Raw genomic sequence first — 23,289 nt, forward strand, 5'->3', positions numbered from 1 at the left:
CACGGTAGCGCACGACGAGGTGCAGGACACGGCGGCCAAACCCGAGGGGTTCCTCATGTTCGTGCTATGTTGAGGGAACCCTCATGTTTTGGAGACTCTCTTGACGCAGCCCGCCGTGACCACCGTCCAGGACACCGCCCCCGCGGGGCCCCGTGACGTCCTCCTGCAGCGCCGCGCCGAGCGTGCGGTGCGCGTCGAGCCGCGCGGCCGACGCGAGCACACCGCCCGCGAGCGCGCCGAGATGCTGCTCGACGCCGGCACGTTCGTCGAGATGACCCCCATGCGGTCGTCCGGCGGCGCCGGCTCGGGCGTCGTCGCCGGCTGGGGCCTGGTCGAGGGACGCCCGGTCGTCGTGGCCAGCCACGACGCCGCGGTCGCGTCCGGGGCCATCGGCCCGGTGCTGGCCGAGGGCGTCATGAAGGCGCAGCGCCTGGCCATCGAGCGCGGCTACCCGATCGTCTACGTCAACGACTCCGGCGGAGCGCGCATCCACGACGGCATCTTCGCCCTGCACGGCTGCGGCGGGATCTTCAAGCTCAACGTCGAGGCCCAGCAGGTCGTCCCGCAGATCTCGGTCATCGTCGGCCCCTGCGCCGGTGCCGCGGCCTACTCGCCGGCCCTCACGGACTGGACGATCATGGTCCGCGAGCAGGGACACATGTTCCTGACCGGCCCGGAGATCGTCCGCGCCGCGACCGGTGAGGACGCCACCGCCGAGGCCATCGGCGGCGCCGACATGCACGCGATCGAGAGCGGCGTGGCCCACCTGGCCGTCGACTCCGAGGCCGAGGCGCTGGACGCCGCGCGCCGCCTGCTCTCCTTCCTGCCCAGCCACAAGGGCGGTGCCCAGAACGTCCAGGAGGCGCGCCCGACCGACGAGGTCGCCGCGCAGGCGCTGCCGCACCTGGTGCCCGAGAAGTCCAGCATCGTCTTCGACATGCACAAGCTGCTCGACGGCGTGCTCGACGCCGGCGACCGGCTCGAGCTGATGCCCGACCACGGCCGCAGCATGCTCACCGTCCTGGGCCGGCTCGACGGCCGTCCGGTCGGCGTCGTCGCCAACCAGCCCGCCGCCCGCGGCGGCATCCTCGACGCCATCAGCGCGGTCAAGGCCGCCCGCTTCGTCGAGTTCTGCTCGCGCTTCGGCCTGCCCGTCGTCACGTTCGTCGACGTCCCCGGCTTCCTGCCCGGCACCGTCGAGGAGCGTCGCGGCGTCATCACGCACGGCGCCAAGATGCTCAAGGCGTACGCCGAGGCCACCTCGCCCGTGCTGACCGTCGTGGTCCGCAAGGCCTACGGTGGCGCTTACATCGCCATGGGCGCCAGCTCGCTGGGCGCGGACGCGTCCTGGGCCTGGGCCAGCTCCGAGATCGCCGTCATGGGCCCCGGTGGCGCCGTGGCGCTGCTGCACCGCCGCGCGCTGCAGGCCGCCGAGGACCCGGCCGAGCTCCGCGACCGCCTGGCCGCCGAGTACCGCGAGAACGTCGCCCGTCCGTACCTGGCCGCCGAGGCCGGCATCGTCGACGACGTCATCCTTCCCGAGGAGACCCGCTCCACCATGGTCGAGACCCTGCGCATGCTGACCCACGAGGCGGGCCACCGTGGCTGAGGTGCGCGCCGAGATCGTCGGCAACGTCTGGAAGCTGCTCGTCGCCCAGGGCGACGCCGTCTCGGCCGGCGACACGCTCGCCGTGCTCGAGTCGATGAAGATGGAGATCCCCGTGCACGCGCCGGTCACCGGTGTCGTCGGCGAGGTGCCGGTGGCCGAGGGCCAGATCGTGCAGGAGGGCGACGTCGTGGTCGTCATCGAGGGGTCCTCCACCGACGCGTGACGGGCTGCGGCAGGATGCCCGGGTGACCGAGCACCTCGTCCCGCTGCGCTGGTCGGACCTCGACTCCCTGCGCCACGTCAACAACGTCAAGTACGCGGTGATCGCCGAGGAGGTGCAGTCGCGCCTCGTCGCCGAGGGGCTGCTGCCCGCCGCGCGCACCGTGACGTCGGCCGAGGTGACGTACCGGGCGCCGATGCACCTGTCGACGCGTCCGGTCGTCGTCACCAGCACCCTGGACGGCGACGTCCTCGTGCAGGACCTGGCGATGGACGACGCCGACGGCGTGCGGCACGAGCACGCCCGGGTCGAGACCCGCTTCGGCGTCCGTGAGGACGTCGAGCCGTCCGCCCCCGACGTGGCGCTGCGGACGTCCTACCGGCTGCGCGAGGTCGACGGCGGCCCCGACGGGGTGCTGGGCGTCGCGGGGCTGCTCGAGCTCGCGCAGGAGAACCGCATCGCGTTCATCCACCGCTCGGGCATCGACACGGTCGGCTCGGTCGTGGTCGTCTCGACGGCCCTGCAGCTGCACGACGACCTGCCGGCGGCCGCCGGCGAGGTCACCACCGCCACCTGGATCGGGCACGTCGGCACGTCGTCCTACACGGTGGCGTCCGAGCTGGTCCACGACGGACGTGTGGTGCTGCGCTGCCGGGCCGTGCTCGTCGGGTTCGACCTGGAGGCCGAGCGCTCACGGCCGCTCGACGACGGGACGCGGGCCCGCCTGCTGGCGCTGATCGCCGGCTAGCTCACTCGTGCGTGTTGACCATGAAGGTCGCCGCGTGCTGCACGTACGCCCAGAACTGCGCGTCCAGTTCGGGGGAGAGGTTCGCCTCGTCCAGCCCGGCGCGGAAGTGCTTGAGCCACGCGTCGCGGGCCGCGGGCGTGACGGCGTAGGGCGCGTGCCGCATCCGCAGCCGCGGGTGGCCGCGCGTCTCGGAGTAGGTGCCCGGGCCGCCCCAGTACTGGGTGAGGAACAGCGTGAAGCGCTCCGCCGCCGGCCCGAGGTCCTCCTCGGGGTACATCGGCTTGAGCAGCGGGTCGGCCGCGACGCCCTCGTAGAACGTCGTCACGATCTGCTTGATCGTGTCGTGCCCGCCGATCGCCTCGTAGAAGCTGACCTCGTCGTTGGGGGTGGTCACTGCTGTCCCTCCGTGGCCATGGGGGCCGTGATGGTCGCCGGGATGCGGATGCCGGCGGCGTCGAACCGGATCTTGACCCGCTCGCGCAGCGCCCGTGAGACGTCCCACTGCTTCAGCGGGGCGGTCTTCACGAGCACGCGCAGCACCGGGCCGTCCTTGTCGAAGCGCTCGATGCCGGGCACCTCGGGCTCCTCCAGGATGTCGCCGGCGAAGGCGGGGTCCTCGTACACCTCGTGGGCGACCTGCTTGAGGATCGCCTGCACGTGGTCGAGGTCGGACTCGTAGCCGACGGTGATGTCCAGGACCGACCGCGCCCAGTTCTGGCTCAGGTTGCCCACGCGCAGCACCTCGCCGTTGCGGACGTACCAGACGGTGCCGCTGACGTCGCGCAGGCGGGTGACGCGCAGGCCGACCGCCTCCACGGTGCCGCTGGCCTCGCCCAGGTCGATGACGTCGCCGACGCCGTACTGGTCCTCCATGATCATGAAGACGCCGGAGAGGAAGTCCTTGACCAGCGTCTGGGCGCCGAAGCCGACGGCCACGCCGACGATGCCCGCGCTGGCGAGGAGCGGCGCGATGTTCACGCCGAGCCGGGGCAGGACCGTCAGCACCGCGATGGCGCCGATGACCCCGGTGACGATGCTCTTGAGCAGCGACCCCATCGCCTCCGCGCGCTGCGCCCGACGGGCGTTCGCCCCCGGGCGCAGCTCGTTGAGGAAGCCGCCGGCCTTGCCGTGGCGCAGGACGCCGGGCACCGCGCCCTTGGACGCGCGCCGGACGACGCGGTCGATCGCGCGGTTCAGCAGCCAGCGCGCCACGACGGCCAGGACCACGATGAGCAGCACGCCCAGGGCCCCGGCGGCGACGTCCTCGAGGGTCACCTTCCGGGACAGGTCGAAGTCGAGGTACGGCATGGCTCCACTCTACGGGCGGCTACGATGAGGCCCATGAGCACCAAGCGCCTCGCTGCCGTCCTGGCCACCGTCGTCGTCTCGCTCGTCGCCACCGCCGGCCCCGCCGCGGCCGACGCCCCCTCCACGTGGGAGGACGCGCCGGAGCAGTCGCTGCTCGACATGCTCATCCTGCTGTTCGGCATCCCGATCGCTCTGTTCGTCGTCATCGGTCTGCTGGCCGCCCTCATGTCGCGCAAGAACTACGTGCCGCCGGCGCCGGAGACCGCCCTCGTCCCCGCGGGCGACAAGGCCCCCGTCCAGCACCACTGAGCAGTCAGGCGTCACCTCCTCGCTGAGCGTGACGTTGTGTACGTATCGACCGGCGTGTCGCGTGCACAACGTCACGCTCAGTGCGTTGTGGACGTGGTCCGTCGTGGGGGACCGGACGCGGACACGATCAGACGATGGACCGGTCACGACGCGTCACCCGGCTCGAGGCTCTCGGCCTCACCCGACGTCAGCGCGATGCCGACGTCTGGGAGCGCCCGTACCGCGGTATCAGACGCCCCGCGTCGCTCGACCCCGCTGACCCGGACGTCCGCATCGCCGACGCCCTCGGCGCGATGGAGCCCGGGGCCGTCCTGACCGGTTGGGCGGGCGCCCGGCTCCACGGCGTCCTGGCGTTCGAGGGAAGGCATCGAGACGCGATGCAGGCCGTCACCGTCGTGAGTCGAGCGGGCCAGCAGCGCAGCCGACCGGGTCTCCAGGTGTCGCGACGTGTCCTCCACGACCACGAGGTGGAGGAGGTCGAGGGCGCCCGAGTGGCCTCGCTCGCTCGTTGCGCCTACGACATGGCGCTGGAGGCGCGGTCGCTCGGCGAGGCGGTCGAGGTCCTCGACGCGTGCTGCTCGACCGTCACGGCAGGCTCGCGCACCACACCGTCCCGCATCCGATCCGTGCTCGAGAGCCATGCCAAGACACGCGGCATCGCGACCATCCGGCGCGCCCTGCCGCTGGTGAGCACGCGATCGGCGAGTCCGCTCGAGTCGAGCACGCGGCTGGTCGCCGTGCAGGACGCGGGATATCAGGACGTCCGGGTCAACGAAGCGGTCTTCGACCTGGACGGGCGACTGCTCGGGATCGCGGACCTGCTGGACGCCGAGCGCGGCATCGTGGTCGAGACCGACGGTGACGACCATGCGTCTCGTTCGCGGCGGACCCGCGACAACCGCCGTCAGGAAGACATGACACGGGCCGGCCTGGTGACCGTACGGGTGACCGCGGACGACCATCGCGAGCGGCGTCGACTGGCCGCTCGTCTGGCGCGGATCCGGCGTGAGGCGGTCCCGAAGGGGACGCCTGGCTGGACCCTCGAGCGTCCGCCGTGGTGGTGGACCTGGGCACCCGGCCGCCGCTGGGACTGACCCCCAACGCGCTGAGCGCGACGTTGTGCACGCGACACGCCGGGAGAGGCGTACACAACGTCACGCTCAGCGAGGAGGTGACGCGACGGCGGACTCTCAGCGGTCGAGGACGCCCTGGGCGTGCAGCGCCCGGGCCAGGTCGTCGCGACCCTCCAGGACGTAGCGGCGCGAGGCGGCGCCGGCCTGGGTGCCCGCGAGCCACTCGTCGACCTTGGCGAGCGTCTCGACCGACGGGTTCGCCAGCGGGAACAGGTGGATCAGCGCCACCTGCCCGATCCAGACGCCCTGCTCCTCGATGATCGTCTCGGCCATCTGCAGGTACTGGTCGACGAACGGGTCGAGCACGTCCGCCTGGCCCGGCACCTGGAAGGCGCCCGCGATGGAGCGCCGGGTCTCGTTCGGCACCGACGGGTCCTGCGTGACCTGGCGCCATGCCTCGGCCTTGGCCGCGGCGTCCGGACGGATGGTGCGCGCCGCGGCGGCGTGCTCCTGGCCCGAGATGGTCGGGTCGGCCTCGAGCTCGGACGCGATCGCGGCCTCGTCGGCGGCGCCGAGGCGGGCCAGCGCGATGGTCAGCGTCCAGCGCAGGTCGGCGTCGACGGCCAGGCCGGGCAGCGCGCCGTCCAGCAGCGAGCGCACCTGCTGGGGGTCGCTGGACGCCGAGGCGTACGCGCGGGCCAGCGCCAGCTGGTGGTCGCCACCCGGCTCCGCGGCCTGCAGCAGCGCCAGCACGCCGGCCTCCCAGCGGGCGGCCAGCTCGGGCCGCGCGTCCGGGTGGGCGTACAGGTGCACGGCCGTGCCGGCCTGGCGCAGCAGCGACCCGACCGCGGTGAGGTCGGACTCCGAGCCCACGCCGGACAGGACGAGCGAGACGAACGCGTCGGCCGACAGCTCGCCGTCGCGGGTCATGTCCCACGCCGAGCCCCAGCACAGCGCGCGGGCCAGCGGGTCGGCGATCGTGGCGATCGACTCGATCAGCGTGGCCGAGGAACGCTCGTCCAGGCGGATCTTGGCGTAGGTGAGGTCGTCGTCGTTGAGCAGCAGGAGGGCCGGCTGCGGACGTCCGACGAGCTGCGGCACCTCGGTGCGCTCGCCCTCGACGTCCAGCTCCAGGCGGTCGGTGCGCTGCAGGCGGCCGTCGACCTCGTCGTACAGGCCCACGGCGATGCGGTGGCGGCGGATGGTCGGGAACGCCTCGATGGCGGACTGCTCGATCGCGAACGAGGAGTAGGCGCCGTCGGCGTCCAGCTCGAACGACGGACGCAGCGTGTTGACGCCGGACGTCTGCAGCCACTCCTTGGCCCAGGAGCCCAGCTCGCGGCCGGACGCGGCCTCGAGCTCGACGAGCAGGTCCTCGAGGGTGGTGTTGCCGTAGGCGTGCTTGGCGAAGTACGCACGCAGGCCGGTGAAGAAGTCGTCCTCGCCGACCCAGGCCACGAGCTGCTTGAGCGACGACGCGCCCTTGGCGTACGTGATGCCGTCGAAGTTGGCCTCGACCGCGTGCAGGTCGTAGTTGTCGGCCGCGATCGGGTGGGTCGAGGGCAGCTGGTCCTGGCGGTAGGCCCAGTTCTTGCGCGCCGCGGTGAAGGTCGTCCACGCGTCGGGGAAGCGGGTGTCGCCGTTGACCAGGGCGTACGTGGCCGCGAACTCGGCGAACGACTCGTTCAGCCAGAGGTCGTCCCACCACTTCATGGTCACGAGGTCGCCGAACCACATGTGGGCCATCTCGTGCAGGATCGTGTTCGCCCGCGACTCGTAGGCCGAGACGGTCTGGCGGCTGCGGAAGATCATCTCGTCGCGGAAGGTCACGCAGCCCGCGTTCTCCATCGCGCCCATGTTGTACTCGGGCACGAAGAGCTGGTCGTACTTGCCGAACGGGTAGCCCATCTGGAACTTGCCCTCGAAGAACGCGAAGCCCTGCTTGGTGATCTCGAAGATGTCGTCGGCGTCGAGGTGCTCGCGCAGCGACTGGCGGCAGAAGACGCCCAGCGGGATCTCGCCGTACTCACCGGCGTAGACGTCGCGGACCTCGACGTACTCGCCCGCGACGAGCGCGGTGATGTAGGTCGACATGCGCTTGGTCGGGGCGAAGTGCCACGTGGCGACGCCGGGCGCGGTGTCCTCCGGCGCGGGCGTGGGGGAGTTCGACACGACCGCCCAGTGCGCCGGCGCGGTGACGTGGAAGGTGAACTCGGCCTTGAGGTCGGGCTGCTCGAAGGTGGCGAAGACGCGACGCGCGTCCGGCACCTCGAACTGCGTGTAGAGGTACACGCGCTCGTCGACCGGGTCCACGAAGCGGTGCAGGCCCTCGCCGGAGCGCGAGTAGGCGCAGGTGCCCTCGATGCGCAGCTCGTTCTGCTCGCGCAGGCCGCTGATCGGGAGCCGGCTGTCGGCGTAGGCGGAGACGTCGACGGGCTCACCGTTGAGCGTCGCCGAGCTGATCTCGCCGTCGACGAGGTCGACGAAGGTGGACGCCCCGGGGGTCGCCTGGAAGCGGATGACGGTCGTGGACCCGAAGCGCTCGGTGGAGTCGACGGAGAGGTCCAGCCACACCTCGTAGGTGGAGGGCGTGACGACGGTGGCGCGCTCGACGGCTTCGGCGCGCGTGAGGTTGGTGCCTGGCATGCGGTCCATGCTGTCACGGGGTGTGGCACGTCACGAGAGCGGACCGTGCGACGTCAGGGGATTCGGGCAGGATGGTCGCCATGGAGATCCCCTTCGCCGCCTCCGAGCGGTCGACCCTGGGCATCGAGTGGGAGCTCGCCCTGGTCGACGCGGACAGCGGCGACCTGCGCCAGGTGGCGCAGACCGTCCTGGACGCCGTCGAGCCGCCGGGCGGGGGAGAGCACCCCACGATCCGTCAGGAGCTGCTGCTCAACACCGTCGAGGTCGTCACCGGCGTGTGCCGCACCGTCAAGGAGGCGGGCGAGGACCTGCAGCGCAGCATCGAGCGCATCCGCGAGGTCACCGACCCGCTGCGCGTCGAGCTCATGTGCGCGGGCACGCACCCGTTCGCGCACTGGGGCCACCAGAAGGTCACCGACAAGGAGCGGTACGCCACGCTCATCGACCGCACGCAGTGGTGGGGCCGCCAGATGCTCATCTACGGCGTCCACGTCCACGTCGGCATCGAGGACCGCGACAAGGTGCTGCCGATCAGCCGCGCGCTGCTGACGTTCTTCGGCCACCTGCAGGCGCTCAGCGCGTCGTCCCCGTTCTGGGGCGGCAAGGACACCGGCTACGCCTCGAACCGCGCGCTCATGTTCCAGCAGCTGCCCACCGCCGGCCTGCCGTTCCAGTTCGAGCAGTGGTCGCAGCTCGAGGGCTACGTCGACGACATGCTCAAGACCGGTGTCATCGACGTCTTCGACGAGATCCGCTGGGACATCCGGCCGTCGCCGAAGTTCGGGACGCTCGAGGTGCGCGTGTGCGACGGCATCCCGAGCCTGCAGGAGCTGCTGAGCGTCTCGGCGCTCATCCACTGCCTGGTCGAGCACTTCTCGCGCGAGCTGGACGCCGGCCGCGAGCTGCCCCACCTGCCGCCGTGGTTCGCGCAGGAGAACAAGTGGCGCGCCGCCCGCTACGGCATGGAGGCCATCCTCATCCTCGACCACACCGCCGAGGAGGAGCTGGTCACGACCCACCTGGAGCGCGTCCTGCCGATGCTCGAGCCGGTCGCCGCCGACCTCGGCTGCAGCGGGGAGCTCGCGGGCATCGCGAGGATGGTGACCGACGGAGCGTCCTACGAGCGCCAGCGCGCGGTCGCCGCGCGGCACCAGGGCGACCTCGGTCCGGTGGTCGGCGCGCTGGTCGAGGAAATGCGCGCGGGCCGTCCGGTGTTGCCCCAGTCATGACTGCCACCGAGAAGGTCGACTTCTGGTTCGACCCGCTGTGCCCCTGGGCCTGGATGACGTCCCGCTGGATGCTCGAGGTCGAGAAGGTCCGCGACGTCGAGACCGTCTTCCACGTCATGAGCCTGTCCGTGCTCAACGAGGACAAGGACGTCCCCGAGGAGTACCGCGAGATGATCCAGCGCGGCTGGGGCCCCGTGCGCCTGGCCATCGCCGTCGAGCAGCAGCACGGCAGCGACAAGGTGCGCGAGCTCTACACCGCGCTCGGCACCCGCAAGCACAACCAGGGCCGCGAGTACGACCGCGAGCTCTACGTCGAGGCGCTCGAGGAGGCCGGCCTGCCCGCCGAGCTCGCCGACGCCGCCGACGACGCGTCGCTGGACGACGCGGTGCGCGCGTCCCACCAGGACGGCATCGAGCGCGTCGGCCAGGAGGTCGGCACCCCGGTCATCTCGATCGGCGGCACCGCCTTCTTCGGCCCCGTGCTGAGCCCGGCCCCTAAGGGCGAGGACGCCGGCAAGGTGTTCGACGGCGCGCGTCTGCTCGCCGGCTACGACGGCTTTTACGAGCTCAAGCGGACGCGCGACCGCGACCCGATCTTCGACTGATCGCGGCCGGCGCTCACTACGCTGAGCGCCATGACGCTGCACCCCCAGTCCGTCGCGTTCCTGACCGACCTCGGCGAGCCGACGGTGCCGGACGCCGACCAGGTGCCGGCGGTGCGGGCCCAGGCCCGCGCCGCCGCCCTGGCGCAGAGCGACCGGATCGGTCTCGACGCCGTGCTCGACCTGGACGCCGACGGCGTGCCGGTGCGGCTGTACCGTCCGGCGCTCGGCGCACCCGCGGCGCTGTACGTCCACGGCGGCGGCTGGGTGCTGCACGACCTGGAGACGCACGACGCCTTCTGCCGCCACCTGGCCCACCGCACGGGCTGGGCGCTGCTGGCGGTCGACTACCGCCGGGCGCCCGAGCACCCGTACCCCGCGCCGCTGGACGACGTCGAGACGGCCGCCCGGTGGTTGCGCGAGCACGCCCGCACGCACCGCGTGGACGCGTCGTTCGTGCCGGGCATCGGCGACTCGTCCGGCGCGAACCTCGTCGCCGGGCTGACCGTGCGCGACGCCTCGCTGCTCGACATGCAGGTGCTGCTGTACCCGGCGACCGACCGCGAGGGCGTCCTCGACCCGGCCCTGGACACGAACGCGCTGACCGCCGAGCAGATGGCCTGGTTCTGGCGCCAGTACGCCGACGGCTCCGCCTCGCCCGAGGTCTCGCCGCTGCGCCACGCCGACCTGGCGAGCACGCCGCCCACCGTCGTGGTGACCGCCGAGCACGACGTCCTGCGCGACCAGGGCGAGGCGTACGCGTCGGCGCTGTCGCAGGCCGGCGTGCCGGTCAGCGCCTGGCGCGCACTGGGCGTCCCGCACTCGTTCTGGCGCATGCCCGACCGCTTCGACCTGTCGCGCGCGACGGTGCTCGCGGTCGGCGCGCTCATGGACGCCCGCCGCACCGCGCACCTGTAGGGCGGGTCGTCGCCGCGCCCCCGACCTGGGAGACTGACGCCATGCGCGTCCACATCGGTGCCGACCACGCCGGCTACGACCTGAAGACCCACCTCGTCGAGTGGCTGACCGCGAACGGCCACGAGCCGGTCGACCACGGAGCCCACGAGAACGACCCGGCCGACGACTACCCGCCGTTCTGCATCGCCGCGGCCGAGGCCGTCGTCGCCGAGCCGGGCAGCCTGGCCATCGTCGTCGGTGGCTCGGGCAACGGCGAGCAGATCGCCGCCAACAAGGTCAAGGGCGCCCGCGCGGCGCTGGCCTGGAGCGTCGAGACCGCGCAGCTGGCCCGCCAGCACAACAACGCGCAGGTCGTCTCGATCGGCGCGCGCATGCACTCGCTGGAGGAGGCCACGGCGATCGTCGAGGCGTTCCTGACCGCCGAGTGGAGCGACGAGGCGCGTCACCAGCGCCGCATCGACATGCTGCTGTCCTACGAGGAGACCGGCGAGATTGCCTGAGGGGCACACCCTCCACCGGCTCGCCGGTGACCTGCTCGAGCGGCTCGGCGGACACGCCGTCCGCTCGTCCAGCCCGCAGGGCCGGTTCGCCGCAGATCTGCTCGACGGCCGCGAGCTGACCGGCGCCGAGGCGCACGGCAAGCACCTGCTCGTGGCGTTCGCCGACGTCGCGGAGCAGGTGCACGTCCACCTCGGGCTCTACGGCACGTTCACGTTCCTCGACGGCACCGACCTGCCCGTGGTCGGGCAGGTGCGTTGGCGCCTGGGGACGTCCGACGTCACTGCCGACCTCCGTGGTCCCACGGCCTGCGAGCTGCTGGACCCGGCGCAGGTGGACGCGCTGACGTCGCGCATCGGGCCGGACCCGCTGCGCGACGACGCCGATCCCGACCGGGCCTGGACTCGCATCTCGCGCAGCCGGACGCCCGTCGCCGCGCTGCTGATGGACCAGGCCGTCCTCGGCGGCGTCGGCAACGTCTACCGCGCCGAGGTGCTGTTCCGGCTCGGGCTCGACCCGATGACGCCGGGCCGCGAGCTCGACCGCGCCACGTGGGACGCGATCTGGTCCGACCTCGCCGGTCTCATGCGCGAGGGCGTGCGTCTCGGCCGTATCGACACGGTGCGCCCCGAGCACGAGCCCGAGGCGATGGGCCGCGAGCCGCGGCAGGACGACCACGGGGGAGAGGTGTACGTCTACCGTCGCGAGGGGCAGCCGTGCCTGGTCTGCGGGACGCCGGTGCTGCGAAAAGATTTGGCGAACCGGAACCTGTTCTGGTGCCCGAGGTGCCAAAACTCCCACTAGAGTGCGGCCCGTGAACGTCGTCGCGCGCCGCCCGGGAGCCGTGGGCTCCTGGTTGCACCGCCAGGTGCTCGAGTGGCGTTCCGGCACGCGCGCGAGCCAGGTGACGGCGACCGTCGTCCTGCTCGCCGTCGTCGCGCTGTCGCTGGCGCTGTCCATCCACGACTACGCGCTGATGCCGATCGCGGCCTACTTCTTCTACCTGTTCGTGGCGATGATCGTCCTGCGGTTCTGGCCGCTCGTGGTCGTCAGCGTCGCCGCCACCCTGGCCGGGTTCCTGAGCGTCGAGCTCGGCGCCTCGCCGACGCTGGCCCGGACGATGGCGGCGTGCATCCTCGTCGCCTCGGCGCTGCTCGTCGTCTTCCAGGCCAGCCTGCAGCGCACCGGCCTGCCGAGCGTGCTGGGCCAGGCGATGCTCGCCGACCTGCGCGACCGGCTGCAGCGCCAGAGCCGCGTGCCGGTGCTGCCCGCGGCGTGGCACTGCGAGACGTCCATGCTCAGCGCGGGCGGGTCCGGCTACGCGGGGGACTTCCTGGTCGCCGAGCTGAGCGAGGACCGCCGGCACCTGGAGATGGTGCTCGTGGACGTGTGCGGCAAGGGCGTCTCGGCCGCGACGCAGTCGTTGCAGTTCGCCGGTGCGCTCGGCGGTCTCATCGGGGCGCTGCCGCCCCAGGCGCTGATGGCCTCGGCCAACGACTTCCTGCTGCGCCAGGACGCCGAGGACGCGCTCGCCACCGCGGTGCACGTGCTGGTGAACCTCGAGACCGGTGCCTACGAGGTGACGAGCGCCGGTCACCCGCCCGCCCTGCGCTGGTGCTCGAAGGAGAGCCGCTGGGAGGTCGACCCCGCGCGCGGGCTCGCGCTCGGGGTGGCCCGTCGGCCGGAGTTCCACCGCAGCACGGGGGAGCTCGCGCCGGGCGAGGCGCTGGCGTTCTACACCGACGGCGTCGTCGAGACGCGCGACCGCTCGTTGACCGACGGCATCGCCTGGCTCCAGGACGCCGCGGCTCGCGCCGTCGAGCCGGGGTTCGAGGGCGCCGCCGCCCGACTCATGAAGCGCGTGCCGAGCGGCGACGACGACCGGGCCGTGCTCGTCCTGTGGCGCGACCCGGCCTGACGGTCACCAGGTGCGGTCGACCTTGCGGTGGAACCGCTGGCCGGCCTTGCCGCCCAGGACGGCGAACACCAGCATCACCGCGAGCGCGGCGACGATCGTGATCGCGCCGCCGATGCTCAGGTCGTCCGTCGGGATCGGGACGTCCGGCACGTCGATGCGGTCCAGGACGTTGTACTGCGCCCCGAAGATCGCACCGACGATGGCGGCCACGATCACGACGAGCAGGCCGACGAGGAAGACGCCGACGCCCTGCTTGCCGCCGTCGAAGCGGGCCATGCGCCCGGCCACGTAGCCGCCGGCGAAGTAGCTGATCGCCAGCACCACGAGCAGCACGACGGCCGCCCCGATGCCGATGGTGCCGCTCTGGCGCTCCAGGTCGGACTGCGTCACGTCGTTGGCGTTCCCGACGCCCGTGGCGATGGCGCCGACGATGCCGGACAGGATGATCGCCAGGCCCACGGCGACCAGCCAGCCGAAGAAGGCGACCACGAGGTGCATGCCGCCGAAGCGCTCGCGGCGTCGTTCGTGGACGTCCGCCTCGACGCGGCGTGCGTCGACGGCGGGGTCGCGGTGCGCCGGTGCCTCGTGGGCACCGTGCCGGCCGTGGTCGTGGGCGGTGGTCTCGGTCGGGGGCACGTCCGTCGTGCGGTCGTCCTGCCGGGGGTCGTCGTGGGAGTGGGTCGTCATGGTGGCCTCCGGTGCCTCGGGCCGCGTGCGCGGCTTGTGCTCCGCAGGACGTACCCGATGGGGAGCGGCGTAATCAGCGGCCCCGGGAACGACGAACGCCGGCCCCTTGGGGGACCGGCGTTCCGTGGAGCGGACGACGAGACTCGAACTCGCAACATTCTGCTTGGAAGGCAGAGACTCTAACCAATTGAGCTACGTCCGCGTTGCTGCCGAGGCAGCGCGACCATGATGCCACATGGCCCCCGGGGCGCTCGTCAGGCGGTCGCCACCACGAGGTCCGCGGCCTCCCGAGTGCGCTCGCGGGCGAAGTGCTCGCGCTCCTGCTCCGCCCACACGTCCCACCACGGCTCGTACGTCGCTCCGTCGCGCTGCAGCGCCCGACGCTTGCGGACGGCCTCGGGCGCCTCGAGCCACAGCAGCCCGGACAGGTAGGTGCGGGCCAGGGACGCGCCGGACCCCACGCCGTCCAGGATCAGCACGCCGCCGGGCTCGACCGGCACCGGCTCGCCCGGAGCCGACGCCTCCCAGTCCCAGCGGCGGAAGGTCGCGGTTCGGTCCTCGGCCAGGCAGCCCAGGATCTGCCCGACCAGCACGGGCGTCGACGCGTCCAGCCCCTGCCAGCCGCGGTACAGGTCCTCCATGCTCAGGACGCGGGCGTCCAGGCGCGGCGCGAGCGCGGCGACGACGTCGGTCTTGCCGCTGCCGCTCGGGCCGTCGACGGCGATGACCGTCGTGCTCCCGCAGCGGGCCCCGCGCAGGTCGGCGAGGAGGGTCAGGGGTGCCGCCAGCTCCTCGTACCGTGGTGGTGCTGGGGGCAAGACGGGTCCTCTAGAGTGAGACGCCGGCTCGGCCGGCACCGGGATGTAGCGCAGCTTGGTAGCGCATCCGCTTTGGGAGCGGAGGGTCGCAGGTTCAAATCCTGTCATCCCGACCAGAGGGCCCGAGGAGGGGTCCGTGAGTGGTTGCGGCCCCGCACCGCCCCCGAAAGGCTCAGGGATCGGTCCGCCCCTCGGGGCTCGGGCGAAGGAGCCTTCGACAGGCTCAGGCAGCGCCCTTCGACAGGCTCAGGGATCGGGAATCAGGCGGGTTCGAGGGCCCGTGGTTGGTGCTTGACGTGGCGGGCGTGGCGCAGTGGGCGCTGTTGCGGGTCGATCCGTGACGGCGGGATGACTTCGACGACTCCGTCCGGACTCAACCTGGCTTGCCAGTCTGAGTCGTGGAGCAGGTGGTGGTGGAAGAAGCAGAACAGGGCCCCGTTGTCGATCGACGTCTCGCCGCCTTCGCTCCATGGTCGGAGGTGGTGTGCTTCGCACCAGCCGGGTGGTCGGTCACAGCCCTTCCACGAGCAGCCACCGTCCCGTTTCGCCAATGCGATGCGCTGGGACCTGTCGTGCAGGCGCTTCTGCTGACCGACGTCGAGCGGCTGGCTCGCGCCGTCGAGAACCATGGGGATGAGGTTGGCGCTGCAGGCGAATCGGCGGGCCTCGCTGGCGCTCATCGTGGCGCCGGTCGAGAGCGTGGCCCGCGAGATCCGGTCACGAAGGTCGTCCAGGTCGATGTTGATCGTGACGGTGGCGGCGACTCCGCCGGCCTGAGGGAAGCACTCACTGGGCAGGTGCTCGACGAGCTCGCAGAGGGCGAGTCCCATGCGACGGGCGTGGTCGAGGCGGCCGAACTCCTGGTCGGAGTGCTCGCCGTCGACGTCGCGGAAGATCGCGCCGTCGCGTCGGGGTGAGGCGAGGCCTTCGAGGACGGTCTTGAGCATGTCGGCCTGCACGTCGGGCAGCACCCCACGGATGCTGCTGCGGCCCTTGCCCATGCGGGTGATCGACAGGTGGGTGTCGTCCCAGGCCTGTTTCTCCTGGCGCTCCAGCTGCGCGCCGATGATCTCGTCGGCCGAGTCGGGGTCGACGACCTCCACGATCCGGTTGGCCAGGCGGCGCAGATCGTCGGCCCCGAACTCGGACGCGTGCTCCAGGAGGGTGGCCTCGGCGTCGTCGTGCTGCTCGTCCACGAACCACTCCGGCAGAGCATCGAGAGACTTCAGGATGATCGAGGCCTGTTCGGTCGTCAGTCGGCCCGTGCTCCAGCGCTCCTGCGTGATGCGTCCCCGGGTCGGATCGAGACGAGTCAGTGAGACGAGCTTGGAGGCTTCCCGCTTGGAGACGTTCGTGGTGCTGGCCAGCCAGACCGTCGGCGACGTGCAGCCGTCCTCACGGGGAAGGCCGCGATCCTCGGCCGCAGCCGTCAGCTTCACCGTCAACGCTTGGAGCGCGGACGCAGCCTGAGCGGCCGCCTGCAGCTCGGCACGGATCTCACGGTCGGTCAGCGTCCACGGCTCGAGCGCGCTGGACTCCGCCAGCAGTGCCTGAACCTGGTCGCTGATCATCCGAGACCCCCCGTGTCGAACGTTTGTTCTAGTCTACCTCGTGAAGGTGGCAGGAGCAACGCGATATCCACTGAAATCACAGTCTTTTTGGCGCTTCGACAAGCTCAGCGAGCGAGGGTCGGGCGATCCGACGAACCAACCCTGCACGCACCCAACCCCTTCGTCGTCAGCCCCTCGGGTGACCGAGCACTGAGGCTCCTTTTCGACAAGCTCAAACAGCGCTCGCAGCCCGCACTTCCCGCGGTGACTGTCCCCACCAGCGGCGGGCGCACCGGGTGAGGGCCGACTGCTCGGACAGGCCGAGCGCGGCGGCCACCTGGGTCATCGGCATGTCGGTGGTCGTCAGGTAGGTCCGGGCCCGCTCGCGGCGCAGGCCGTCGAGGACGCGGGCAAACGTCGTGCCCTCGGCCTCGAGCCGTCGCTGCAGGGTGCGCGGGTGGACGGCGAGCAGCGAGGCCACCGCGGCGACGTCGACGGTCGTCGTGCCGAGCGACTCCTCGAGGACGGCGCGGACGCGCATCGTCACGTCCGAGCCGGGGGAGTCCGCGTACCGGCCGAGGTGCTCGAGCGCGAGGGTGCGCACCGTGACGTCGGCGTCGTCCAGCGGCCGGGTCATGAGGCTGGCCGGGACGCGCAGCAGCGCCTGGGCCTCGCCGACCCGCACGGGCGCGCCGAACCACTCCTCGTAGCGCGAGACGGGCGCGAGCGGCCGGTGCGGAAGCTCGACGCCGCGCAGCCCGTACCCGCCGCCGTGCAGGGCGCAGATCGAGCGGTGCAGGAAGCCCAGCCCCACGTCGGCCCCCTGGCGGAAGACGTCGCCGGCCGGCGTCCCGTAGCGCAGCGCCACGAGCCCCGGCGTGCCGTGCGGGTCGGGCACGGCCTCCAGGCTCAGCCCCCGGGCGTGGACGAACAGGTAGCGCGCGCTGCAGGCCAGGGCGTCGCCGAGCGTGGGCGAGTTCTGGATCGCCACGGCCAGCGGCCCGAGCATGGCCAGGTCCTGGCGCTCGGCCAGGCGCAGGCCGAGGTCGGGCAGGTCGAGCTCGGCGGCGGCGAGCTCGAGCACGCGGGCGAGCGCGAGGTCCTCCACCAGCAGCTCGTCGTCGTGCAGGGCCTGGAGCGGGAGCCGGGCCCGGCGGGCCATCGCCTCGGGGTCGCCGCCGTGCTCGGTGACCAGCCGCGCGAACCCGCGCAGGCCGGCGGAGCGGATGTACGACATGTCGTCCAGGGTCAAGTAGTTGTCGCGCAGGGTCAAGTGCCACCCGACGCCAGCCACGCATGCTGGAACCCATGAGCGAGAGCACGCAGCACGTCGACGTCGTCATCGTCGGAGCCGGCCTGTCCGGTGTCGGCGCCGCCTACCGCCTGCAGACGCAGGCGCCGGGACGCACCTACGCGATCCTCGAGTCGCGCGAGGCGATGGGCGGCACGTGGGACCTGTTCCGCTACCCGGGCGTCCGCTCGGACTCGGACATGTACACGCTCGGCTACGCCTTCAAGCCGTGGCGCGACGGCAAGTCGCTCGCCGACGGCGCCTCGATCCTGCAGTACATCCGCGACACCGCGGACGAGTTCGGCATCGCCGACCGGGTCCAGTACTCCAGCAAGGTCGTCGGTGCCGACTTCGACACCACCACCTCCCGCTGGACGCTGACCATCGAGGACCCGCGCACGGGCGAGACGCGCACCATGACGTGCGGCTTCCTCTACTCCTGCGCCGGCTACTACGACTACGAGCAGCCGCACGCCCCCGTCTTCGAGGGCGTCGACGACTTCGCCGGCGAGGTGCTGCACCCGCAGTTCTGGCCCGAGGACGCCGACCTGGGCGGCAAGCGCGTGGTCGTCATCGGCTCCGGCGCCACCGCGGTCACGCTCGTCCCGTCGATGCTCAAGGGCGAGAACCCGGCCGCGCACGTGACGATGCTGCAGCGCACCCCGACCTGGATCAGCGCCGTCCCCTCGACCGACAAGAACGCCGAGCGGCTCAAGAAGGTGCTGCCGCCCGCGCTCGCGCACCGCGCCGTCCGGGCCAAGAACATCGCCTTCAGCACCGCGTTCTACCAGTTCTGCCGCCGCCGGCCCGAGACCGCGCGCAAGCTGCTGACCGGCCTGGCCACGAAGGTCGTCGGGGACGCGCAGACCGTCGCCGACCACTTCACCCCGACGTACGACCCGTGGGACCAGCGCCTGTGCGCCATCCCCAGCGGCGACCTGTTCCGGGCCGTCAAGGCCGGCGACGCGTCCGTCGTCACCGCCCACGTCGACCGGTTCGTGCCCGAAGGCATCCGCCTGACGTCCGGCGAGGTGCTCGAGGCGGACGTCGTCGTGACCGCCACCGGGCTCAGGCTGCTCGCCTTCGGCGGCATCGAGCCGCACGTCGACGGCGAGCGGGTGCCGCTGGCCGACCAGTACGTCTGGAACGGCGCCATGATCACCGGCGTGCCGAACTTCGCGGTCTGCATCGGCTACACCAACGCGTCCTGGACGCTGCGCGCCGACCTCACCCACCGCCTGGTCGCGAAGGTCCTGAGCTGGATGGAGGAGCGCGGCCACACCGCCGTCGCGCCGCAGCCGGACGCCTCGCTGGCCCCGCAGCCGCTGCTCGACCTGGCCGCCGGCTACGTGCAGCGCTCGATCGACGCGTTCCCGCGCCAGGGCGACAAGCGGCCGTGGCAGGTGCGCCAGAACTACGTCCTGGACTCCGTCCACACGCTGCGCACCGACCTGGACCGGACCCTGGGCCCGGTCTCACCGCGCCCGGCCACCACCGACCCCGCCACCGACCCCGTCCCCGTCGGCGCCTGACTGAGAGGCCCACCATGGCTCTTCCTCCCTTCTCCTTCGGCGGTGCCCGCGCCGTCGTCACCGGTGCCGCTAGCGGCATGGGCGAGCAGATGGCGCTCCAGCTCGCCGACCGCGGCACCCACCTGGTGCTCGTGGACCGGGACGGGCCGCGGCTCGATGACGTCGCGCGCCGCCTGCGCACGGCCCACCCGGCGCTCGAGGTGACCACCCACGTAGCCGACCTGGCCGACGCGGACGCCGTGCAGGCGCTCGCCGCGGACGTCCTGGCCGCGTCCGACCGGCTCGACCTGCTGGTCAACAACGCGGGCGTCGCGCTGGGCGGTGGGTTCCTCGACGTCACCAAGGAGGAGTTCGACTGGGTGATGGCGATCAACTTCCAGGCCCCGGTCGACCTGACCCGCGCGCTCCTGCCCGCGCTGCTGCGCTCGTCCGGTGGCCACGTGGTCAACGTGTCCAGCCTGTTCGGGCTCATCGGCCCGGCCGGGCAGTCGGCGTACTCGTCGAGCAAGTACGCGATCCGCGGCTTCAGCGAGGTGCTGCGCCACGAGCTCGAGCCGCACGGCGTCGGCGTCACCACGGTGCACCCCGGAGGCATCAAGACCCGCATCGCCGAGACGGCGCGGGTCGCCGCCAGCGCCACGGAGGAGGAGGCGGCCCGCGGCAAGCGCGCCTTCGCCAAGCTGCTGACCTACCCGGCCGACAAGGCCGCCGCCCAGATCCTGCGTGGCGTCGAGCGGCGCAAGGCGCGCGTGCTCATCGCCTACTCCGCCGTGGTGCCGGACGTGCTGGCCCGGCTCATGCCCACGGGCTACGGACGCGTGCTGGGCACGGTCGTGAAGGCGCCCACCGCGACGCGCGCGCCGGAGCCGGCCGAGCCGGTGGCCTGAGCGGCTAGTCGCCCTCGGCGCCCCAGCCGTCGTACTCGCCACCGTCGACGTGGGCGGCCAGCGACTCGAAGAACGTCCGCGCCTCGGGGACGGTGGAGGCGTCGACCGGCAGGTCCGCGCGGCTGGCGACGATGCCGTGGCCCGACGCGACGGCCGCGACGTCCCACCCGGCGTGCCGGGCCCGCGCCTCCAGGAAGCGCTGGCCGGCGGCGTCGGCGCAGTAGAGGAAGTGCTCCCACAGCCGCGGCCGCGTCAGGTCCACCCGCAGGCGGACGAGCTGGGCGAGGGTCGCGTCGTCCCCGGCGTGCCCGGTGACCGGGGCCGGCGGGCGGCGCTTGAACAGTCCCATGGCGCGCGACCCTAGCGCCGTCCGGTGCCGCGCGGGCCGGATTCGGCCCGTCCGTCCGGTCCCGTACACTGGATCGTCGCCCGTGTGAGCCGAGATTCCACGGCGCCCGAACGCATCCGACCAACAGGAGTCCACATCGTGAAGAGCAGCACCGAAACGCTGAGCCCCACCCGGGTCAAGCTCACCATCGAGGTGCCCTTCGACGAGTTCCAGCCGAGCCTCGACGCGGCGTACCGCTCGATCGGCTCGCAGGTCACCGTCCCCGGCTTCCGCAAGGGCAAGATCCCCGCCGCGATCATCGACCAGCGCGTCGGCCGTGCCGCCGTGCTCGACGAGGCGATCAACAGCGCGCTCCCGAACTGGTACAACGAGGCCGTGCAGGAGCAGGACCTCATGCCGCTCAGCCAGCCCGAGATCGACCTCACCAAGTTCAACGACGGCGAGCCGATCGAGATCACCGCCGAGCTGGACGTCCGCCCGGCCATCGAGCTGCCCGACATCTCCTCGATCGAGGTCACCGTCGAGACGGCCGAGGTCGCGGATGCCGACGTCGACGAGCAGGTCGACGGCCTGCGCGAGCGCTTCGCCACCTTCACCGAGGTCGACCGCGCCGCCGCCGAGGGCGACGCGCTGACGATCGACCTGTCCGCGGCCAAGGACGGCGAGCCGATCGAGGCCGCGCAGGCCGACGGCATGCCCTACACGGTCGGCAAGATCACGATGCTCGACGGCCTCGACGAGGCCGTCCAGGGCCTCAAGGCCGGCGAGAGCGCGACCTTCTCCACCCAGCTCGCCGGTGGCGACCTGGCCGGCGAGGAGGTCGAGGTGACCGTCACGGTCAAGGACGTCAAGGAGCAGCACCTGCCCGAGCTCGACGAGGAGTTCGCGCAGATGGCGTCGGAGTTCGACACCGTCGAGGAGCTGCGCGCCGACCTGGTCGAGCGCCTCACGCGCGGCAAGCGCCTGGAGCAGGCCGCCGAGGCCCGCGACGCGGTGCTCGAGAAGATCGTCGAGCAGATCGAGGTCCCGCTGCCCGAGGACCTGGTCACCTCCGAGATCGGCGCCCGCCGTCAGCAGATGGAGGCCGAGCTGGCCGGCATCGGCATGACGCTCGAGGACTACCTGAAGGACCAGGAGAACGGCCAGACGGTCGAGGAGTTCGAGGCCGAGCTCGACCGCAACGTCCGCGACGCGATCGTGGCCCAGTTCGTCCTGGACGAGATCATCCGCCGCGACGAGATCCAGGTCGACGACGCCGAGCTGACGCAGCACATCCTGCGTCGCGCGCAGCAGTCCGGCCAGGACCCGCAGTCGTTCATCCAGCACATCATGGAGCACAACCACGTGCCCGAGATGATGAACGAGGTCATGCGCGGCAAGGCCCTGGCCCAGCTGGTCGAGAACGCCAAGGTCGTCGACGGCAACGGCGACAGCCTCGACCTGGCCCGCCTGCAGGCCGACGGCTCGTACGCCGACGAGGAGTCGACCGAGGCCTGATCCTCGCCGCATCTCACGAAGGGAACCTCGCTCGCGCGGGGTTCCCTTCGTCGTTCCCGGCGGGCAGGATGACCGCCATGCCCGCCCGCACCCCCGACGCGCTCGCCTGGCTCGCCGACCAGGGGGAGCGGCGCCTGCTGCCCCGCGTGCGCGACGCCCACCTCGGGCTCGCCGACCGGCTGCTCGCCCCCGTCCCGCCGCTGCGTCACCTGCACGAGTCGGCGGCCGGCACCGCGTACGCCGCGGGGTCCCGGGGGTTGCGCGGGTCGGCCGCCGGCCTGCGGCTGCTGGGCCGGCACGGCGTCGGTCCCCGCCTCGACGGACGCGCGTCCGGCCTGCTGGCCGCGCTCGACGCGCTCGACCCGGCCGCGCCGCTCGGCCCCACGATGACGGTCCGCGCCGACGGACGCGACGTCCCGCTCCGGCCGGACGCGCTCGCCGCCGCCTTCCCGCGCCCGAGCGGGCACGTCGTCGTGCTCGTCCACGGCCTGCTCGAGCACGACGGGTCCTGGGGCCCGGGCTCGGGCGCCTGCTACCCGGCCGCCGTCGCCGCGCGTACCGCGGCGACGCCGGTCGTCGTCCGCTACGCCACCGGGCGCGCGCCCGGCGAGACCGGACGTGAGCTGGCCGGCCTGCTGACGTCCCTCGTGGGTGCCTGGCCCGGCGGCGTCACGCGGCTGAGCCTGGTCGGCCACGGCCTGGGCGGACGCGTCGTCCAGGCCGCGGCGCGGCACGGGCTGGCCTCGGCGGCCGACTGGCCGGCCCTGGTCCGCGAGGTCGTGCTGCTCGGCGAGCCCGAGTCCGGGGCGCCGGGGGAGAAGCTGGCCCGGCTCGCCGAGCCGCTGCGTCCCGCACCGGCCCGAGCGCTCGGCGCCGGCCGCGCGGCCCTGCTCGTCGGTACCCTCACCCCGACGGCGGTGGAGGGGGCCGACGCCGTCACCGCCTGGGGTCCCGACCGTCGCGCGGTCGCCCCGCTCCCACGCACCACCGTCCACGTCGCCCGGCGTCCCGGGCACCGCCTGCTGCACGACCCGCGCGTCGCCGACCTGCTCGTCAGGTGGCTCGGCCCGCGTCCTGCGCCCATGCTGGGCCCCACCCCGACCGAAGGAGAACCAGATGGCCGAGCGTGAGCTCATCGAGGCGAGCACCGAGGTCGACGCGTCGCCCGCGTCGGTGTGGGAGGTGGTCGCCGACCTGCGCCGCATGGGCGAGCGCAGCCCGCAGTGCAAGAAGATGTTCATCCTGCGCGGCCCGGTCAGCGAGGGCACGGTCACGGTCAACCTCAACAACCGCGGCCCGCTGTGGTGGCCCACGACGTCGAAGGTCACCCGGTTCGAGCGCGAGCGCGTGCTCGCCTTCCACGTGCCGATCAACGGCACGACGTGGACGTACGAGCTCGAGCCGACCGCCACCGGCACCCGCCTGACCGAGAGCCGCCGGGTGAAGGCGCCGGGCAAGGCGATCTCGAACTTCCTGATCAACCGCTTCATGGGCGGGGTGCCCGCCTTCGAGGCCGAGCTGCAGCGCGGCATCGAGGACACCCTGGCCCGGATCAAGGCCGAGGCCGAGCGCGCGCCTACCACCGCGTAAGGTGGGCGGG

At 72.4% G+C, this 23,289-nt stretch carries 24 protein-coding genes and 2 tRNA genes; 17 read left to right on the forward strand and 9 right to left on the reverse strand.

Translation table 11 applies throughout. The features are described from left to right. The first annotated feature begins 115 nt into the window (after positions 1–115). From E0W78_RS13150 to E0W78_RS16625, 3 genes are read left to right on the forward strand one after another with little or no spacing between them, the layout of a single operon-like run. A complete protein-coding gene (locus E0W78_RS13150; RefSeq protein ID WP_242686351.1) occupies positions 116–1,609 on the forward strand; it encodes a carboxyl transferase domain-containing protein in 1,494 nt (497 codons plus the stop codon). After that, on the forward strand, positions 1,602–1,832 hold the full coding sequence (locus tag E0W78_RS13155) for a biotin/lipoyl-binding carrier protein (protein WP_131404409.1): 231 nt from the start codon (positions 1,602–1,604) through the stop codon (positions 1,830–1,832). The genes E0W78_RS13150 and E0W78_RS13155 overlap by 8 nt, the downstream gene beginning before the upstream one ends. A 22-nt stretch (positions 1,833–1,854) precedes the next feature. After that, positions 1,855–2,577, forward strand: coding sequence for an acyl-ACP thioesterase domain-containing protein (locus E0W78_RS16625; RefSeq protein WP_165570509.1), 723 nt, complete (start codon positions 1,855–1,857; stop codon positions 2,575–2,577). 1 nt (position 2,578) lies between these two features. On the opposite strand, the gene E0W78_RS13165 is transcribed toward E0W78_RS16625, so the two are convergent. Next, positions 2,579–2,971: a globin gene (locus E0W78_RS13165; protein ID WP_131404410.1), complete on the reverse strand. Its 393-nt coding sequence runs from the start codon at positions 2,969–2,971 to the stop codon at positions 2,579–2,581. Next, a complete protein-coding gene (locus E0W78_RS13170) occupies positions 2,968–3,885 on the reverse strand; it encodes a mechanosensitive ion channel family protein (protein WP_131404411.1) in 918 nt (305 codons plus the stop codon). Before E0W78_RS13170 ends, E0W78_RS13165 begins: the two co-directional genes overlap by 4 nt. 33 nt (positions 3,886–3,918) lie before the next feature. Here E0W78_RS13170 and E0W78_RS13175 point away from each other — a divergent pair, with 33 nt between their 5' ends. Both E0W78_RS13175 and E0W78_RS13180 read left to right on the forward strand, forming a co-directional pair. Continuing rightward, the gene (locus E0W78_RS13175; protein ID WP_131404412.1) at positions 3,919–4,194 is read left to right on the forward strand and encodes a hypothetical protein; all 276 of its coding nucleotides are present in this window, start codon (positions 3,919–3,921) and stop codon (positions 4,192–4,194) included. Positions 4,195–4,661: 467 nt separating this feature from the next. Continuing rightward, a complete protein-coding gene (locus E0W78_RS13180) occupies positions 4,662–5,288 on the forward strand; it encodes a hypothetical protein (protein ID WP_165570510.1) in 627 nt (208 codons plus the stop codon). A 96-nt stretch (positions 5,289–5,384) separates the two neighbouring features. On the opposite strand, the gene pepN is transcribed toward E0W78_RS13180, so the two are convergent. After that, positions 5,385–7,913 (reverse strand): aminopeptidase N, encoded by a 2,529-nt coding sequence (pepN, locus tag E0W78_RS13185; protein ID WP_131404414.1) that lies wholly within the window; start codon positions 7,911–7,913, stop codon positions 5,385–5,387. A gap of 80 nt (positions 7,914–7,993) precedes the next feature. Between pepN and E0W78_RS13190 the strand changes: the two genes are divergently transcribed. Genes E0W78_RS13190 through E0W78_RS13215 form a run of 6 tightly spaced genes read left to right on the forward strand, consistent with a single transcriptional unit; the run spans position 7,994 to position 13,078 of the window. After that, positions 7,994–9,142 (forward strand): glutamate--cysteine ligase, encoded by a 1,149-nt coding sequence (locus E0W78_RS13190; protein WP_207392762.1) that lies wholly within the window; start codon positions 7,994–7,996, stop codon positions 9,140–9,142. Continuing rightward, entirely contained in the window at positions 9,139–9,747 is a 609-nt protein-coding gene (locus E0W78_RS13195) for a DsbA family protein (RefSeq protein ID WP_131404416.1), read from the forward strand. Before E0W78_RS13190 ends, E0W78_RS13195 begins: the two co-directional genes overlap by 4 nt. A 30-nt stretch (positions 9,748–9,777) precedes the next feature. Continuing rightward, positions 9,778–10,662, forward strand: coding sequence for an alpha/beta hydrolase (locus E0W78_RS13200; protein WP_131404417.1), 885 nt, complete (start codon positions 9,778–9,780; stop codon positions 10,660–10,662). Between the two features lie 41 nt (positions 10,663–10,703). Further along, positions 10,704–11,162, forward strand: a complete 459-nt coding sequence (locus E0W78_RS13205; protein WP_131404418.1) for a ribose-5-phosphate isomerase — start codon at positions 10,704–10,706, stop codon at positions 11,160–11,162. Then, positions 11,155–11,964: a DNA-formamidopyrimidine glycosylase family protein gene (locus E0W78_RS13210; protein ID WP_131404419.1), complete on the forward strand. Its 810-nt coding sequence runs from the start codon at positions 11,155–11,157 to the stop codon at positions 11,962–11,964. Before E0W78_RS13205 ends, E0W78_RS13210 begins: the two co-directional genes overlap by 8 nt. Positions 11,965–11,974: 10 nt before the next feature. Further along, entirely contained in the window at positions 11,975–13,078 is a 1,104-nt protein-coding gene (locus tag E0W78_RS13215; protein ID WP_131404420.1) for a PP2C family protein-serine/threonine phosphatase, read from the forward strand. A 3-nt stretch (positions 13,079–13,081) separates the two neighbouring features. On the opposite strand, the gene E0W78_RS13220 is transcribed toward E0W78_RS13215, so the two are convergent. The 3 genes from E0W78_RS13220 to E0W78_RS16630 all read right to left on the reverse strand — a co-directional run bounded on the left by E0W78_RS13220 (position 13,082) and on the right by E0W78_RS16630 (position 14,583). After that, positions 13,082–13,765: a YIP1 family protein gene (locus tag E0W78_RS13220; RefSeq protein ID WP_131404421.1), complete on the reverse strand. Its 684-nt coding sequence runs from the start codon at positions 13,763–13,765 to the stop codon at positions 13,082–13,084. Between the two features lie 125 nt (positions 13,766–13,890). Beyond that, positions 13,891–13,967 (reverse strand) — tRNA-Gly (locus E0W78_RS13225). A gap of 52 nt (positions 13,968–14,019) precedes the next feature. After that, positions 14,020–14,583: a (d)CMP kinase gene (locus E0W78_RS16630; protein WP_165570511.1), complete on the reverse strand. Its 564-nt coding sequence runs from the start codon at positions 14,581–14,583 to the stop codon at positions 14,020–14,022. A 39-nt stretch (positions 14,584–14,622) separates the two neighbouring features. Here E0W78_RS16630 and E0W78_RS13235 point away from each other — a divergent pair. After that, a tRNA-Pro gene (locus tag E0W78_RS13235) sits at positions 14,623–14,699 on the forward strand. A 144-nt stretch (positions 14,700–14,843) separates the two neighbouring features. Here the strand turns inward: E0W78_RS13235 and E0W78_RS13240 are convergent. Next, entirely contained in the window at positions 14,844–16,154 is a 1,311-nt protein-coding gene (locus E0W78_RS13240) for an HNH endonuclease signature motif containing protein (protein ID WP_131404422.1), read from the reverse strand. A gap of 211 nt (positions 16,155–16,365) precedes the next feature. Next, on the reverse strand, positions 16,366–17,427 hold the full coding sequence (locus tag E0W78_RS13245) for an AraC family transcriptional regulator (RefSeq protein ID WP_207392763.1): 1,062 nt from the start codon (positions 17,425–17,427) through the stop codon (positions 16,366–16,368). A 14-nt stretch (positions 17,428–17,441) separates the two neighbouring features. On the opposite strand from E0W78_RS13245, the gene E0W78_RS13250 reads away from it, so the two are divergent. Both E0W78_RS13250 and E0W78_RS13255 read left to right on the forward strand, forming a co-directional pair. Next, positions 17,442–18,956: an NAD(P)/FAD-dependent oxidoreductase gene (locus tag E0W78_RS13250; protein ID WP_131404423.1), complete on the forward strand. Its 1,515-nt coding sequence runs from the start codon at positions 17,442–17,444 to the stop codon at positions 18,954–18,956. Positions 18,957–18,970: 14 nt separating this feature from the next. After that, a complete protein-coding gene (locus tag E0W78_RS13255) occupies positions 18,971–19,843 on the forward strand; it encodes an SDR family NAD(P)-dependent oxidoreductase (protein WP_131404424.1) in 873 nt (290 codons plus the stop codon). 4 nt (positions 19,844–19,847) lie between these two features. Here E0W78_RS13255 and E0W78_RS13260 read toward each other — a convergent pair whose 3' ends face one another. After that, positions 19,848–20,192 carry a ribonuclease E inhibitor RraB gene (locus E0W78_RS13260; RefSeq protein ID WP_131404425.1) on the reverse strand — a complete coding sequence of 115 codons (345 nt, stop codon included), beginning with the start codon at positions 20,190–20,192 and terminating at the stop codon, positions 19,848–19,850. Between the two features lie 138 nt (positions 20,193–20,330). Here E0W78_RS13260 and tig point away from each other — a divergent pair, with 138 nt between their 5' ends. From tig to E0W78_RS13275, 3 genes are all read left to right on the forward strand, one after another. After that, positions 20,331–21,689, forward strand: coding sequence for a trigger factor (gene tig, locus E0W78_RS13265; RefSeq protein WP_131404426.1), 1,359 nt, complete (start codon positions 20,331–20,333; stop codon positions 21,687–21,689). Positions 21,690–21,766: 77 nt separating this feature from the next. Continuing rightward, the gene (locus tag E0W78_RS13270; RefSeq protein ID WP_131404427.1) at positions 21,767–22,819 is read left to right on the forward strand and encodes a hypothetical protein; all 1,053 of its coding nucleotides are present in this window, start codon (positions 21,767–21,769) and stop codon (positions 22,817–22,819) included. Beyond that, a complete protein-coding gene (locus E0W78_RS13275; RefSeq protein WP_131404428.1) occupies positions 22,806–23,279 on the forward strand; it encodes an SRPBCC family protein in 474 nt (157 codons plus the stop codon). The genes E0W78_RS13270 and E0W78_RS13275 overlap by 14 nt, the downstream gene beginning before the upstream one ends. The last annotated feature ends 10 nt before the right edge of the window (positions 23,280–23,289 follow it).

Origin of the sequence: Aeromicrobium sp. IC_218, assembly GCF_004336805.1 — a bacterium.
GTDB lineage: Bacteria > Actinomycetota > Actinomycetes > Propionibacteriales > Nocardioidaceae > Aeromicrobium.